The sequence below is a fragment of the Mycobacterium sp. genome, assembly GCF_965230835.1.
GTDB lineage: Bacteria > Actinomycetota > Actinomycetes > Mycobacteriales > Mycobacteriaceae > Mycobacterium.
This window is the reverse complement of sequence record NZ_CBDDLW010000002.1, coordinates 3486197-3501296: the sequence shown is the minus strand read 5'-3', so window position 1 is coordinate 3501296 and position 15100 is coordinate 3486197. Positions and strand designations below refer to the sequence as shown.

Below are 15100 nucleotides of genomic sequence, written 5' to 3'. Positions count from 1 at the left end.
CCTCCTTCATAGCTTTCGTCGGTTGCGACGGAACCTACGCCCGTGACCATTTACACCAGCGATGAGACGCGACCGAATATCGCGTCGCGGGATGAAGTCAACCATTGGTCCGATCCAAAAAAGATTCTCTTCCTTCGGATAGAAGGTAGCCCACCCAACGACCGGCGACAATCGAGTGGCCAGCGGCCTAAGCGTCCAGGACCGCGCCCGTTCCATGATGCCAAGCAGTCAAGCGGCCACCCACCACGACACCGTCACTTCGCAGATCAGCCAACATGTTCGCGCACTTGCGCCAGGCTAGCTTCGGACTAGCCCTAAAAACACCGAGCGACGTGCAGCAGAAACACCACGAACCGGTGACAAGAGCGCACTTCTGGAATCTCGGCGGGTCTGCCCCGACCTAGCCTTTCCTGACCCGGGTGAAACGATGCAGCAGCCAGGCCAAGGGAATCGTGATCACCATCGTTGAGACAAAAAGCTTAGCCATCGAACCCGTGTAAACGTGGTCCCGAACCACATAGACCATCGCGAACTCCATGGTCACCAGATGGATCAGGAAGATCTCGTAGGAAATCTCACCTAGCCAAACCATCGGCCGCGTCGCCAGCAGCTGCGCGTACCACCCCTGGTCGCCCAAGGCCAGCGGCGCCACCGCCAACGTTGCGATCACCGCGTAGAAAGACGACTTGACCAATGCCTCCACCACGGCCGCGGGCGAGGTCGTAGGCGCGCCCGCAATGGGTGTCGCGACGATGAAGTAGCTAACGAGCGCCAGCGTCAGAGCGGCGAACGCGTAGCAGCGCGCACCCACCGCCTGTAGCACGGTCAGCATCATGCCGCCGATGAACCAGGACAAATAGGCAGGCAACCACAACCGAGCACCATCGGGAATCGAGTCAACCGCGTGCACCAGCACGAACCACGCCGGAGTGATCACAGTCATCCCCGCCAGGGCGCCCAATATCAGCTTCGGCTGCCAGCGCCGTCGACAGAGCAGCACCAGCAGGACATACGACAGCGCGGGTAGGGACACATAGAAGGACGCCTCCACCGCCAGGCTCCACATTTGAGTGAGACCCTGGTGCAAGTACGAGCCTAGGTAGCCGTCGGTGTAGATCTGCGTCAACGTGAGGTTGCGCACCAACCCAACCCAGCTATGCCCGGGGTTGGGCCCTGCGGCGCGGAAATGATAGAGCACGTAGGCGATCAGGACAGTAATGACGTAGGCAGGCATGATGCGCCGAACCCGATGCCGGGCATAACGACTCAGTGAAGGCGGCGGCCCGCCGGCCACAGCCCACCTCACCCACGGGCGAAACAACAGGAAGCCGGACAGCACGAAAAAGATCGGGACACCGATCTCCAACCGGGCAGATACCAGGCCCCAATAGCCGTGCGTGTATTTGCCAGTCGTGTAGGCCGCGTGGGTGGCGACAACCAGTATCGCGGCGACCGCGCGGATACCGGTTAACGAAGCAACCCGATCGGCGCCGGAAATCTGCTCGACTCCGCCCTCCGGGCAGGTGGTCCTGGGCACCGTCATCCGGTGCGTTTCCGGCGCGGTTTGCTGGCGTCGCGGCGGCGGCCCTTATCGGGTGGTCGGTCTGGCCGAAGGTTGATCAGCACCCCAGAGATGCGGGTGCGCTCAAGCTTTTTCAGCGTTGCGCTAGACAATTTGGCGGGCAATTCCACCAGCGAGAAATCTCGCCCGATGGTGATGTGGCCGAAGTCGCTGCGCCGCAGACCTCCCTCGTTGGCTATAGCTCCCACCACCGCACCTGGACCGATCTTGTGGCGCTTGCCCACGGATATCCGATATGTGGTGAAAGCCTTTCCGCGCCTCGGCTTTTCCAGACGCTCCCGACGTTCTTCGCGACCATGCGCCTTCCTTGGCTCACGCGGAGGATCCGGCGCCAGCAGGAACGCCTCACCATCGCGTGACTGCAACGCCAGCGCCGCAGCGATGTCAGCCATCGGGACATCGTGCTCGCGCTGGTAGTCCTCAACCAGCCTGCGGAACAGCTCGATCCCCCGGCCTCCCAGGGCGTCGGTGATTGAATCAGAGAACTTCGCTACTCGCTGTGCATTGACGTCGTCAACGGTCGGCAATTCGGTCTCAGTGAGCGTTTGACGCGTCGCCTTTTCTATTGCCTTGAGCAGATGGCGCTCCCGCGGAGAGACAAACAGCAGCGCGGACCCCCGGCGCCCCGCCCTACCGGTCCGACCGATCCGGTGGACATAGGATTCGGTGTCGTGCGGAATGTCGTAGTTGAGAACGTGCGATATCCGCTCGACGTCCAACCCCCGGGCCGCCACGTCGGTTGCGACCAGAATATCGACACCCCCAGTTCCGCCTTCTCGCAACGCCGCTATGGTCCGCTCCCGTTGGGCCTGGGCAATATCGCCATTGATAGCCGCCGCCGAAAACCCCCGAGCACGTAGCTTTTCGGCGACCTCCTCGGTCGCCTGCTTGGTGCGAACAAAAACAATCATCGCTTCGAACGGTTCAACCTCAAGGAAACGGGTGAGCGCGTCCATTTTGCGCGGCCCGGCCACTTGTATATAGCGCTGCGAAATATTCTCGGCTGTAGCAGTCTTTGCTTCAGAGGCGACTTCGAACGGATCATGCAGATATTTGGTGGTGATCTTGCGGATCGCCGACGGCATGGTTGCCGAGAACAAGGCAACCTGCTTGTATTCCGGGGTGTCGGCCAGAATCCGTTCGACCTCTTCGGAGAAACCCATGGCAAGCATCTCGTCTGCCTCATCGAGCACCAGGTAATCCACCCGCGACAAGTCGAGAGTGCCGCGTTCGAGGTGGTCGATGACGCGCCCCGGAGTGCCTACCACCACCTGCGCACCGCGCCTGAGCCCGGCTAGTTGCACGCTGTACGACGACCCGCCATAGATCGGCAGCACACTAATTTGGGGCAGACGTGCTGCATAGCGGCTGAACGCCTCCGCCACTTGCAGAGCCAGCTCGCGGGTAGGCGCCAGCACTAACGCCTGGGTTGCTGTGCTGGTTATGTCGATTTTGGACAGAATTGGGATCGCGAAGGCTGCCGTTTTGCCTGTTCCCGTCTGCGCCAGGCCCACCACATCGGAATCTGCCATCAGCGCCGGAATGGTCGCGGCCTGGATGGCTGTGGGCGACTCGTAACCGACGTCAGCTATTGCCTGCAGGACGCGGGGGTGAATCTGCAGGTCAGCAAAAGAGGTAGGGGACGCCGCAGGCGAACTCTCCGGAGTAGCCATCGGATGGGAAGTTTAGTGGTCGGCGCGCGCCGAGGTTAGCCCGGCGGTTATCCATGATGCGGCCGCGCCTGCCACAGCGCCGAGCTCGATGCCGGTACGGTGCGCGATGTGTGGTCGCAACCCTGCCGTGCCCGACTCTTGACCTGTCTGGCCGTCGCCGCACTTATCGCACCGGCGTCGACCGGCTGTGGTTCCGGTGATTCCACCGTGGCAAAAACGCCCCAGGCTCCGACCTCGTCCCCAACTACTAGCCCAAGTGCACCAAGCAGTGCTCCGGAGCAGCCCTCCGAAGCAGCGCCAGCCACTACCGACGACGCAGCATCGGACCCGTGTGCCGTGAATCTCACCTCGCCCGCAATCGCCCGTGTGGTGTCCGAACTGCCTCGCGATCCGCGCAGCCAGCAGCCCTGGAATCCGGAACCGCTCGCAGGCAACTACAACGAGTGCGCCCGGCTGTCGGCGGTGGTCATAGCGGCCAACACAAACGCGGACAATCCGACCACTCGGGCGGTGATGTTCCACCTCGGAAAATACATTCCGCGGGGTGTGCCCGACACCTACGGATTCACTGGCATCGACACATCGCAGTGCACGGGCGACACGGTCGCTTTGACCTACCCCGCCGGAATCAGTGGGTTGAACAGCGTAGTGAAGTTCCGGTGGAACGGCAGCGGCGTGGAGCTGATCAGCAACACCGCCGGGGGCTGACCACGCAGCTAGTCGAACTGGGCCGCCGCGTCCGACCACTCACCTACAGTTGCTGCTGTGTTAGTCACCGACGGCAGTTTCATCTACAGCGCGTCGGATATCGCGGCCGCGGCCAGCTGCGAATACGCACTGCTCCGGGACTTCGACGCGAAATTAGGCAGGGGCCCCGTCATCGCCGCCAACGACGACGAGCTGCTTGCGCGAACAGCTGTTCTGGGCACCAAACATGAATGTCAGCGGCTCGAACAACTGCGCGCCGAATTCGGCAATGCGGTTGTTGTCATCGGTCGCCCGGCATACACGGTCGCCGGGTTTACCGCGGCCGCCGACGCGACGCGGCGCGCCATCTCCAACCGCGCTCCTGCGATATATCAGGCCGCGATGTTCGACAACCGCTTCGTCGGGTTCGCTGATTTTCTGATCCGAGACGGTGAGCACTATCGGGTCGCCGATACGAAGCTAGCCCGCTCGCCAAAGGTCACCGCGCTGTTGCAGCTGGCCGCCTACGCCGACACGCTGACCCGCTCCGGTGTGCCGGTCGCGACGGAGGCCGAGCTAGAACTCGGCGACGGCACCGTGCTGCGCTACCGCGTCGGCGAGCTGATCCCGGTCTACCGGGCCCAACGTGAACGCCTGCAGCGGCTGCTGGACAACCACTTCGCCGCGGGCCTCGCTGCGCGTTGGGATGACCAGGCAGTCCAAGCATGCTTCCAGTGCTCAGTCTGCATCGAACAGCTGCGCGCAACCGACGATCTGATGCTGACCGCCGGTATTCGAGCAACGCAGCGGGACAAGTTGGTTGGGGCTGGCATCAGCACCGTCACCGAATTGGCCGAACACACCAGGACCGTTCCCGGCATGGCAACCAACGCGCTGAGCAAACTAACCGCCCAAGCCAAACTCCAAGTACTTCAACGCAGTACCGGTAAACCCCAATTCGAGATCGCGGACCCACAATCATTGACATTGTTGCCTGATCCGGACCCCGGCGACCTGTTCTTTGATTTCGAGGGTGACCCGCTGTGGACGGCGGACGGCAAACAGTGGGGCTTGGAATACCTGTTCGGGGTCCTAGAAGCCGGACCCGCGGGAACCTTCCGCCCACTGTGGGCGCACAACCGAGCCGACGAACGAAAGGCGCTCACTGATTTTCTCGCGATGGTAGCCAGGCGGCGCCGACGCTACCCCCACATGCACATCTACCATTACGCACCCTACGAGAAGACCGCGCTGTTGCGCCTCACCGGCCGGTACGGCGTTGGCGAAGACGACGTCGACAACCTGCTCCGCGACGGAGTGCTGATCGACTTGTATCCGTTGGTGCGCAAGAGCATTCGCGTCGGTACCGAATCGTTCAGCTTGAAGGCCCTCGAACCGCTGTACATGGGGAAACAGCTGCGTTCCGGCGACGTTACCACCGCCGCGGACTCGATCACATGCTACGCGCGGTACTGCGAGCTGCGCGCCGGCGGGCGCGCAGATGAAGCCGACAACCTGCTCAAGGAAATCGCGGACTACAACCACTACGACTGCCAGTCCACTCGCGCACTCCGCGATTGGCTGATGCTGCGCGCCTGGGAGTCCGGCGTCACACCGATCGGTGTCCAATCGGTTCCCCACGGCAACACGCTCGACGATAACGACAAGGTGGCATCTGCTCTGTCCGCTTTCATCACCGATGTCGCTGCCACCGATCGCACACCCGGCCAGACGGCGGTCGCCTTGGTGTCCGCAGCCCGCGGCTACCACCAACGAGAGGACAAGCCATTCTGGTGGGCGCATTTCAACCGGCTGAACTATCCGGTTGACGAATGGTCGGACGACACCGATGTTTTTGTTGTCAGCGACACCTCAGTCGACGTTGAATGGCGTACGCCTCCGCGCGCACGCAAGCCCCAGCGTCGGGTGCGGCTAACCGGAGAGCTGACACGCGGCGACCTCAAAACAAACGTATTCGCGCTCTACGAGCCGCCGGCGCCAGTCACCATGACCGACGACGCCGACCGTCGGGCAGCAGGGCACGCCCAGGTCGTCGAAGTCGACGACCCGTGCCTGCCCACCGAAGTCGTCATCGTTGAGCGCACCAGCTCCGATGGCGCAACATTTCACCAGACTCCGTTCGCGCTCACCCCCGGCCCACCTGTGCCAACAACAGCACTGCGGGACGCGATCGAATCGACGGCTGTTGCGGTGGCAGCCGAATTGCCACAGCTCCCCCGCACCGCGCTGTTCGACGTGTTGCTGCGGCACTCCCCGCGCATCCGCAGCGGTACTCCGCTACCACGCGGTACCGATACCGTTGCCGACATCACGATGGCGTTGCTCGATTTGGACTCGTCGTATCTGGCGGTGCATGGACCGCCAGGTACTGGTAAAACACACACCGCCGCACAAGTGATCATGCGATTGGTCACCGAGCACTCGTGGCGCATCGGTGTTGTCGCCCAATCGCACGCCACTGTCGAGAACCTGCTGGACTGTGTGATCGATGCCGGACTAGACCCGAGTCGCGCCGCCAAGAAGCCCTATACCCACCAGGCCCCGCGCTGGCAGGAGATCGAAGGCAACAACTACCCAGCATTCATCGCCGACACCGCCGGTTGTGTGATCGGCGGGACAGCATGGGATTTCGCCAACAGCAACCGCGTGCCCCCAGCCAGCCTCGATCTGCTAGTGATAGACGAGGCGGGCCAGTTCTGCCTGGCCAACACCATCGCCGTGGCGCAGGCGGCAGCGAACCTGTTGCTGCTCGGAGACCCACAACAGCTGCCGCAGGTCAGCCAGGGAACTCATCCTGAGCCGGTCGACACCTCCGCGCTGGATTGGCTTCTCGACGATCAGCGCACACTGCCGAATGAACGCGGCTACTTCCTCGACCGCTCTTACCGGCTGCATCCGGAGGTGTGCGCCGCCGTCTCGAAGCTGTCCTACGCGGGCAGACTGAATTCTCACACCGAGCGCACCACCGCACGCCGCCTCAGCGGTTGTCGACCCGGCGTGCACGTGCTTCCTGTTTGCCACCATGGCAATTCGACCGAAAGCCCGCAGGAAGCCGAGGCGATACTCACCGAGATCCAGCAGCTGCTGGGTACGACGTGGACCGATGAACACGGCACCCGCCCCTTGACAGCTTCCGACGTGCTGGTGCTGGCGCCCTACAACACCCAGGTTGTGCTGGTTCGTCAGCGGTTGGAGGCCGCCGGACTCGGCGGGCCGACCGGGGTCCGCGTTGGCACGGTCGACAAGTTCCAGGGAAGCCAGGCTCCAGTCGTTTTCATCTCGATGACGGCTTCGTCTGTCAACGAAGTACCACGCGGAATCTCTTTTCTGCTCAACAGGAACCGACTCAACGTCGCCGTCAGCCGAGCTCAGTACGCCGCTGTGATTGTGCATTCGGAGCTGCTAACACAGCATCTGCCCGCGACGCCGGCGGGCCTGGTAAGCCTCGGCGCTTTCCTCGCGCTGACTCAGGTCGACTGAAGGCCGCCTAGTAATCCCTTCTTCCCGAAGGAGGCCGCCCGAACGGGAAGGGATCCGCTGGATCCGGGCGGTAGGGCGCATCAGCGTCCGATGCGACGCATTCCTCGTCACCGAGACCAACGCCGTTGGGGGCCTTGCGAGCCGATCCAATCGATTCGGATCGCGGAACAAAGCCGGAGAGCCAGCTACGCGACGGTTCAACGAGCTCACGCCGCCGCACCGGGTCAGATGCCGTGGACTTTCGCCGGGCGCGAGCCACGACGGGACGGACGTCCGGCTCGTGCTCGTGCACAACTTCGGAGGGCTTATCCAGACCACGCCTGCCGACCGGCACCCGGCCCGCGGGTTCGCCACCTTTGGATAAGATCCGAAAAGAAATCAGCGAACTAGCGATGCCAGCAAGCAACAACGCCGCGATGATCCCGAACAAAGCGATGAACGCCGGCAGCAGCATCGACTCCGACATCGCGGCAGCGAATGGCTCGCGCAGGAACTCGGGTAGTTGCACGGCGCTGCCGCCCTCGCCAGCCGCGCCCACAACCGCGTGACCGTCGTTGGACATCGGCGGCATCTCGGCACCGACCCGCGACGTCATGAACGCAGCCATGGCCGCACTCCCGAGCACCGCCCCTAACTGCCGGGTGACGTTGTAGATCCCCGAACCCGCACCGGCCAGACTGGGCGGCAAGTTGCGAGTCGCCGTGGCGGCCAGCGGCGACCATATGAACGCCGTCCCGACACCCATTGCACTCAACGGCAAGACCAGTTGCCAGATCGGCGTGCTCGAAGCCATCTCGATCGAAAGCCAGGTCAAAGAGATCGCCAGCACCGAGAAGCCGAAGCCGAGCACCGGCACTGGATGTGCCCGGTCAACGATCGTACCGACGAACGGGGCCAGTACCCCGCTAGTGATCGCCAGCGGCGCGATCAGAAGTGCCGAGCGGGTCGGCGACAACCCGCACGCCGCCTGCGCGTAGAACATCAGCGGCAACATCATCGCCGTCGTCACGAACGCGATCGTGGCCACCCCCACGCTGCACAGGCTGAAGTAGCGGTCAGCAAAGATGCTCAGCGGGACAAGCGGCACACCGTTGTTGATCGACTGCCAGTGCACAAACGCCGACAGGAATCCCACACCTGCAACGAGCACCGCCCAGATCCACGGCTCCCAACCCGCGGACTGACCTTCCTGCAGGCCAAAGACAATGAGAAACACGCCCAGGCTGGAAAGCCCAACACCAATCACGTCGACCCGCTCAACGTGAACCGGCAGCACTGGGAACAGCCAGACTGCCAGCGCCAGCGCCAGAATCCCGACGGGCACATTGACAAGAAAGATCCACTGCCAGCCGAGTTTGCCGACCAGTGCCCCACCGATCAACGGGCCGAACAGACTGGCGACCCCCGCGGTAGCTCCCCAAACACTCATCGCGGCACCACGGCGATCCCCAGGAAAGATCCGGGTGATCACCGCCAAGGTCTGCGGGGAAAGCAACCCGGCACCAACACCCTGCACCACTCGGAAGACAATCAGCGCCGCCGCAGTGCCCGACAAACCACACCACACCGAGGCGACGGTGAACACCGCCAAGCCGGTCACGTAAATATTCTTCGGTCCGAAGCGGTCACCGAGCCAGCCGGCCAGCAGCAACACGACTGCGTAACCCAGCAGGTACGAACTGGTCACCCACACCACGGTGGCGTAGCCGACATGTAGGTTAGCCATGATGGTCGGGTTGGCGACAGCCACAATGGTCGAGTCGAGCATGATCATGAAAAAGCCGACCATCATCGCCGCGAGCACATGCCACGGGTTGCCGGGGCCACTACTCGGCCGCGAGTGTCTAGCCGCCCCTGGCATCGGGGACATCGCAGAACCCATGCTCATATACCTCTTTCGGCTCCCGACGATTGCGTGTCGGAGTCCGCGGGGCGACTACCTTGGCGTGCACCAAGGCGGTCCGGCCGAATCCTCCCCGACTCTGCGCGTTCCGCGGATCCCTGCGGGGCGTTAGCCTAGCGAGACGCCCTTCGCAGGAGAAGACACTATGTGCGCTCAACGAAAACGGCCTTGGAAAAAAAATCGGAAGAATATCTCAACGCACGTCTCGGTCTGGGCCTGAACCAGACCAGCCAACCACCAAGACAGGTGGCCGACCGAAAGCGTCTGCACGCGCGTTAGCCCAGGTGATCGAACATACCTCGCGTATACAAGGCCCGGCGGCCGAGGCCTATGTGGCCCGCCTGCGTCACTCCCACCCGGGTGCTAACCCGGCAGAAATTGTCGCAAAAATCGAGAAACATTTCTTATCCGTCATAACAGCCAGCGGGGCGGCGATCGGTGCGACCGCGACCTTCCCCGGAATCGGCACCTTGGCCGCTTTGTCAGCTGCCGCCGGAGAAACCGCGGTGTTTCTTGAGGCCACTGCGCTCTTCGTGCTGGCCCTGGCTGCGGTCTATGACATCCCCCTCAACCACCGCGAACGAAGGCGTGCCTTAGTGTTAGCGGTGCTGGTGGGCGACAACGGTAGTAACGCCCTGGCTGAACTGATCGGATCGAGCCGCACCAACGGCAGCTGGGTGTCAGAGAGCATAGCCTCGCTGCCGCTGCCGGCGATATCGAAGTTGAACTCGCGGATGGTTAAGTACTTCGTCAGACGATTCGCACTGAAACGCGGTGTGCTCATGTTTGGCAAGCTGCTGCCCGTCGGCATCGGCGCGATTGTCGGTGCCATTGGCAACCGGTTGGTGGGTAAGAAGCTTGTCCGCAATGCGCAGTCGGCGTTCGGTGCCCCACCAGCGCGCTGGCCGGTCACGCTGCGCCTGCTGCCAACCGTTCGGGATGCCGGCTAGACGGCGTTGCCCGCCCTCGCTGGCGAATTACTGGCAAAGCGTTAGCCTCTATAGAGCGGAAACATTTGGGACCGTTAACAGCGTGCAGTGCCCCGCCGACCAGGGCGGGAGAAAGTAGCAGGCGTTGGGTAATGCGCCTGCAGGGCAGAGGAATCGAGGCGAACACTGGCCGTGGCCAACATTAGCTCACCATTCGGGCAAAACGAGTGGCTGGTCGAGGAGATGTACCGCAAGTTCCGCGAAGACCCCTCTTCGGTCGATCAAAGCTGGCACGAGTTCTTGGTTGACTACAACCCCGAGCCGTCGATTCCAACGGCCCCGCCCACGTCGGCGACCAAGGAACGCCAGCCTGCTTCAGCGGTTCCGGAGGCCCCGCCCGCTGCGGCGCCGGCACCCGCCAGGCCCGCCGCCGGCACTGCCGCGGTGGGCAACGGCGCGGTCACCGCACCGCCTGTCAAAACGTCGACTCCTGCGCCGGCCGAAACCGATGAGGTTAGGCCGCTGCGGGGTGCCGCCGCGGCAGTCGTGAAAAACATGTCGGCGTCACTGAGCGTGCCCACGGCAACCAGCGTTCGAGCCGTACCCGCCAAACTTTTGATCGACAACCGTACTGTTATCAATAACCAGCTCAAGCGCACCCGCGGCGGCAAGATCTCTTTCACCCATCTGTTGGGCTACGCATTAGTGCAGTCCATCAAGAAGTTCCCCAACATGAACCGCCATTTCGCCGAAGTCGACGGCAAGCCAACCGCGGTGACGCCGGCGCACACCAATCTCGGCTTAGCGATCGACCTCGCCGGCAAGGACGGCAAGCGGTCCCTGGTGGTGGCCGGCATCAAAGGCTGCCAGGACATGCGGTTCGCGCAATTCGTCACCGCCTACGAAGATATCGTGCGACGGGCCCGCGACGGCAAGCTGACCGCCGAAGACTTTGCCGGCGTGACGATCTCGTTGACCAATCCCGGCACAATCGGCACCGTACACTCGGTGCCGCGGCTGATGGCTGGCCAAGGCGCGATTATCGGAGTCGGCGCGATGGAGTATCCGGCCGAATTCCAGGGCGCGAGCCCGGAGCGCATCGCTGAACTAGGTATCGGCAAGCTGATAACGCTGACGTCGACCTACGACCACCGCATCATCCAGGGTGCGGAATCCGGCGATTTCTTGAGGACCATCCACGAGATGTTGCTCTCGGACGGCTTCTGGGACGAGATATTCCTTGAACTGAGCATCCCGTACGTGCCGGTTCGCTGGAGCACTGACAACCCGGACTCGATCGTCGACAAGACTGCCCGCGTCATCGAATTGATTGCGGCGTATCGCAACCGCGGCCACCTGATGGCCGACACCGATCCGTTGCGTTTGGACAAGACCCGGTTTCGCAGCCACCCCGATCTCGACGTGCTAACCCACGGTCTGACCCTTTGGGATCTCGATCGGGTATTCAAGGTCAACGGCTTCGCCGGGGCACAATACAAGAAGCTGCGCAATATCCTGGGTTTGCTGCGCGACGCCTACTGCCGCCATATCGGCGTCGAGTACACCCATATCCTCGACTCCGAACAACAGCAGTGGCTGGAAGAGCGGATCGAGACCAAACACGTCAAACCGACTGTAGCCCAACAGAAGTACATTCTGAGCAAGCTCAACGCGGCCGAGGCGTTTGAGACGTTCTTGGCGACCAAGTACGTGGGGCAAAAGCGGTTCTCGCTGGAAGGCGCCGAAAGCACCATCCCGCTCATGGACGCGGCGATAGACCAATGCGCCGAACACGGCCTCGACGAAGTTGTCATCGGCATGCCGCACCGCGGTCGGCTCAACGTGCTGGCCAACATCGTCGGCAAACCGTACTCGCAGATCTTCACTGAGTTCGAGGGCAATCTGAACCCCTCAGAAGCCCACGGCTCCGGTGACGTGAAATACCATCTGGGCGCGACCGGCGACTACATCCAGATGTTCGGCGACAACGACATCAAGGTATCGCTGACTGCCAACCCGTCCCATCTAGAGGCCGTAGACCCGGTACTGGAGGGTCTGGTCCGGGCCAAACAGGATCTGCTCGACCACGGTGTCATCGACAGCGAAAATCAGCGGGCATTCTCGGTCATGCCGCTCATGCTGCACGGCGACGCCGCCTTCGCTGGACAGGGAGTGGTCGCTGAGACCCTAAATCTGGCGCTGCTGCCTGGATACCGTGTCGGCGGCACCATCCATCTGATCGTCAACAACCAGATCGGATTCACTACTTCGCCGGAGTGCTCACGGTCCAGCGAATACTGCACGGACGTCGCGAAGATGATCGGGGCGCCGATCTTCCACGTGAACGGCGACGATCCGGAGGCATGCGTATGGGTCGCGCGGCTGGCCGTGGACTTCCGGCAGAAGTTCAAGAAGGACGTCGTCATCGACATGCTGTGCTACCGGCGGCGCGGGCACAACGAGGGCGACGACCCGTCGATGACGAACCCCGCGATGTACGACGTTGTCGATCACAAGCGTGGGGTCCGCAAGAGCTACACCGAAGCCTTGATCGGCCGCGGCGACATCTCGATGAAGGAGGCCGAGGACGCCCTGCGCGACTATCAAGGCCAACTCGAGCGAGTGTTCAACGAGGTTCGCGACCTCGAGAAGCATCCGGTGCAGCCCAGTGAGTCAGTCGAGTCCGAACAGCAGGTGCCCCGGGGTCTCGCCACCGCGGTAGACAAGTCTCTACTGGCACGGATCGGCGATGCCTTCCTTGCCATCCCAGCTGGCTTCACTGTGCATCCGCGGGTCCAGCCGGTTCTGGACAGACGCCGGGAGATGGCCTACGACGGAAAGATCGACTGGGCCTTTGCTGAGATGCTCGCTTTAGGGTCGCTGGTCGCTGACGGCAAGCTGGTGCGCCTATCGGGTCAAGACAGCCGCCGCGGCACCTTTTCTCAACGACATTCGGTGATCATCGATCGCGACACCGGCGACGAGTTCACCCCGCTAAAGTTGTTGACGACCAACCGTGACGGCACCCCGGGCGGCGGAAAGTTCTTGGTCTACGACTCACCGCTATCGGAGTACGCGACCGTCGGATTCGAGTACGGCTACACCGTGGGTAACCCAGATGCCGTTGTGCTGTGGGAGGCCCAGTTCGGCGACTTCGTCAACGGAGCACAGTCGATCATCGACGAATTCATTAGCTCCGGAGAGGCTAAGTGGGGTCAGCTGTCCAACCTGGTGCTGCTGCTGCCGCACGGGCATGAAGGGCAAGGCCCCGACCACACATCCGGCCGGATCGAACGTTTCCTGCAGTTGTGGGCGGAGGGGTCGATGACTATCGCGATGCCGTCGACTCCAGCCAACTACTTCCACCTGTTGCGCCGGCACGCACTCGACGGGATTCAGCGCCCGCTGGTCGTGTTCACGCCAAAGTCCATGTTGCGCAACAAGGCTGCGGTCAGCGACGTCAAGGAGTTCACCGAGCTCAAGTTTCGCTCGGTACTCGAGGAAGCCACCTACGAGGACGGCATCGGCGATCGCAGCAAAGTCAGCCGCATCCTGTTGACCAGCGGCAAGCTCTACTATGAGCTGGTCGCGCGCAAAGCGAAGGACAAGCGCGACGACGTCGCGATCGTGCGCCTTGAACAACTTGCGCCGCTGCCCAGACGCCGACTCGCCGAAACACTCAACCGCTACGCAAACGTCAAGGAGTTCTTCTGGGTGCAGGAAGAGCCAGCCAATCAGGGCGCTTGGCCATCGCTGGGGTTGGCGCTTCCCGAGACTCTTCCCGAACGGCTCGGACGAATCAAGCGCATTTCGCGGCGGGCCATGTCGGCCCCGTCGTCAGGTTTGTCAAAGGTGCACGCGGTCGAACAGCAAGAGATCATCGACGCAGCGTTCACCTGATCCATCGCACCGCGTCGACGTATTGGACCGGGACACAAGCCCGCGCCCGATCTGCCACTAGTCGCCTACCAGGAGGTATCTCATGGGGTTCACCGGGAAAGTCGCCGTGGTTACCGGCGCCGCTTCTGGTATCGGGCAAGCGCTCGCGATAGAGCTGGCTCGCCGCGGTGCCAGGGTCGCGATCAGCGATGTTGATCTGGAAGGGCTGGCACAAACTGAGCAAGAACTGGTGTCGATGGGCGCGTCGGTCAAGGCAGACCGACTCGACGTCGCCGAACGCGAAGCCTTTCTGGCCTATGCCGACGCTGTCAACGAGCACTTCGGCAAAGTGAACCAGATCTACAACAACGCGGGCATCGCCTTTACCGGTGACATCGAGGTCAGTCAATTCAAAGACATCGAGCGAATTATGGACGTCGACTTCTGGGGCGTAGTCAACGGCACCAAGGCGTTCCTGCCCCATCTGATCGCATCCGGCGACGGCCACGTGGTCAACGTTTCCAGCGTGTTCGGGTTGTTCTCGGTGCCCGGGCAGGCGGCGTACAACTCGGCGAAATTCGCCGTCCGCGGGTTCACTGAGGCGCTGCGACAGGAGATGGCGCTAGCCGGGCACCCGGTGAAAGTGACCACAGTGCACCCCGGTGGCATCAAGACCGCGATCGCACGCAACGCCACCGCCGCCGAAGGTCTCGACACAGATGAGCTGGCACGCGTTTTCGCTCGGATTGCGCGCACCAGCCCGCCACGAGCAGCCCGCATCATCCTGGCGGCGGTGGACAAAGACAAAGCCCGGGTGCTGGTCGGCCCGGACGCCAAATTGATGGACGCGCTCGTTCGGTTGACAGGTTCTGGATATCCACGGCTGTTCGTGCCGGTGTGGCGCTGGATAATGCCCAATCGGTAGGCCCACGGCCATGCTGGACGG

Annotated in this window: 8 protein-coding genes; 5 read left to right on the top strand and 3 right to left on the bottom strand. The window is 62.6% G+C overall.

Annotated elements, in window-relative coordinates:
* Positions 1–400: 400 nt before the first annotated feature.
* Both ACO07W_RS16540 and ACO07W_RS16535 read right to left on the bottom strand, forming a co-directional pair.
* On the bottom strand, positions 401–1543 hold the full coding sequence (locus ACO07W_RS16540) for an acyltransferase family protein (RefSeq protein ID WP_421844828.1): 1143 nt from the start codon (positions 1541–1543) through the stop codon (positions 401–403).
* Positions 1540–3255, bottom strand: coding sequence for a DEAD/DEAH box helicase (locus ACO07W_RS16535; protein WP_421844826.1), 1716 nt, complete (start codon positions 3253–3255; stop codon positions 1540–1542). Before ACO07W_RS16535 ends, ACO07W_RS16540 begins: the two co-directional genes overlap by 4 nt.
* 99 nt (positions 3256–3354) lie before the next feature.
* Here ACO07W_RS16535 and ACO07W_RS16530 point away from each other — a divergent pair, with 99 nt between their 5' ends.
* Positions 3355–3963 carry an LppP/LprE family lipoprotein gene (locus ACO07W_RS16530; protein ID WP_421844824.1) on the top strand — a complete coding sequence of 203 codons (609 nt, stop codon included), beginning with the start codon at positions 3355–3357 and terminating at the stop codon, positions 3961–3963.
* A gap of 57 nt (positions 3964–4020) precedes the next feature.
* On the top strand, positions 4021–7443 hold the full coding sequence (locus ACO07W_RS16525) for a TM0106 family RecB-like putative nuclease (RefSeq protein WP_421844822.1): 3423 nt from the start codon (positions 4021–4023) through the stop codon (positions 7441–7443).
* 7 nt (positions 7444–7450) lie between these two features.
* Here the strand turns inward: ACO07W_RS16525 and ACO07W_RS16520 are convergent, their stop codons facing one another.
* Positions 7451–9304: a DHA2 family efflux MFS transporter permease subunit gene (locus ACO07W_RS16520; RefSeq protein WP_421846052.1), complete on the bottom strand. Its 1854-nt coding sequence runs from the start codon at positions 9302–9304 to the stop codon at positions 7451–7453.
* Between the two features lie 230 nt (positions 9305–9534).
* Here ACO07W_RS16520 and ACO07W_RS16515 point away from each other — a divergent pair, with 230 nt between their 5' ends.
* From ACO07W_RS16515 to ACO07W_RS16505, 3 genes are all read left to right on the top strand, one after another.
* Positions 9535–10296 carry a hypothetical protein gene (locus tag ACO07W_RS16515; RefSeq protein WP_421846051.1) on the top strand — a complete coding sequence of 254 codons (762 nt, stop codon included), beginning with the start codon at positions 9535–9537 and terminating at the stop codon, positions 10294–10296.
* Positions 10297–10467: 171 nt separating this feature from the next.
* Positions 10468–14175: a multifunctional oxoglutarate decarboxylase/oxoglutarate dehydrogenase thiamine pyrophosphate-binding subunit/dihydrolipoyllysine-residue succinyltransferase subunit gene (locus tag ACO07W_RS16510; RefSeq protein WP_421844820.1), complete on the top strand. Its 3708-nt coding sequence runs from the start codon at positions 10468–10470 to the stop codon at positions 14173–14175.
* A gap of 82 nt (positions 14176–14257) precedes the next feature.
* Positions 14258–15079 (top strand): SDR family NAD(P)-dependent oxidoreductase, encoded by an 822-nt coding sequence (locus ACO07W_RS16505; RefSeq protein ID WP_421844818.1) that lies wholly within the window; start codon positions 14258–14260, stop codon positions 15077–15079.
* Positions 15080–15100 lie beyond the last annotated feature (21 nt).

Bases quoted from the DNA above. Each gene is read 5' to 3' on its own strand.
- ACO07W_RS16540 (WP_421844828.1), bottom strand. From the start codon at position 1,543: ATGACGGTGCCCAGGACCACCTGCCCGGAGGGCGGAGTCGAGCAGATT.
- ACO07W_RS16535 (WP_421844826.1), bottom strand. From the start codon at position 3,255: ATGGCTACTCCGGAGAGTTCGCCTGCGGCGTCCCCTACCTCTTTTGCT.
- ACO07W_RS16520 (WP_421846052.1), bottom strand. From the start codon at position 9,304: ATGCCAGGGGCGGCTAGACACTCGCGGCCGAGTAGTGGCCCCGGCAAC.
- ACO07W_RS16505 (WP_421844818.1), top strand. From the start codon at position 14,258: ATGGGGTTCACCGGGAAAGTCGCCGTGGTTACCGGCGCCGCTTCTGGT.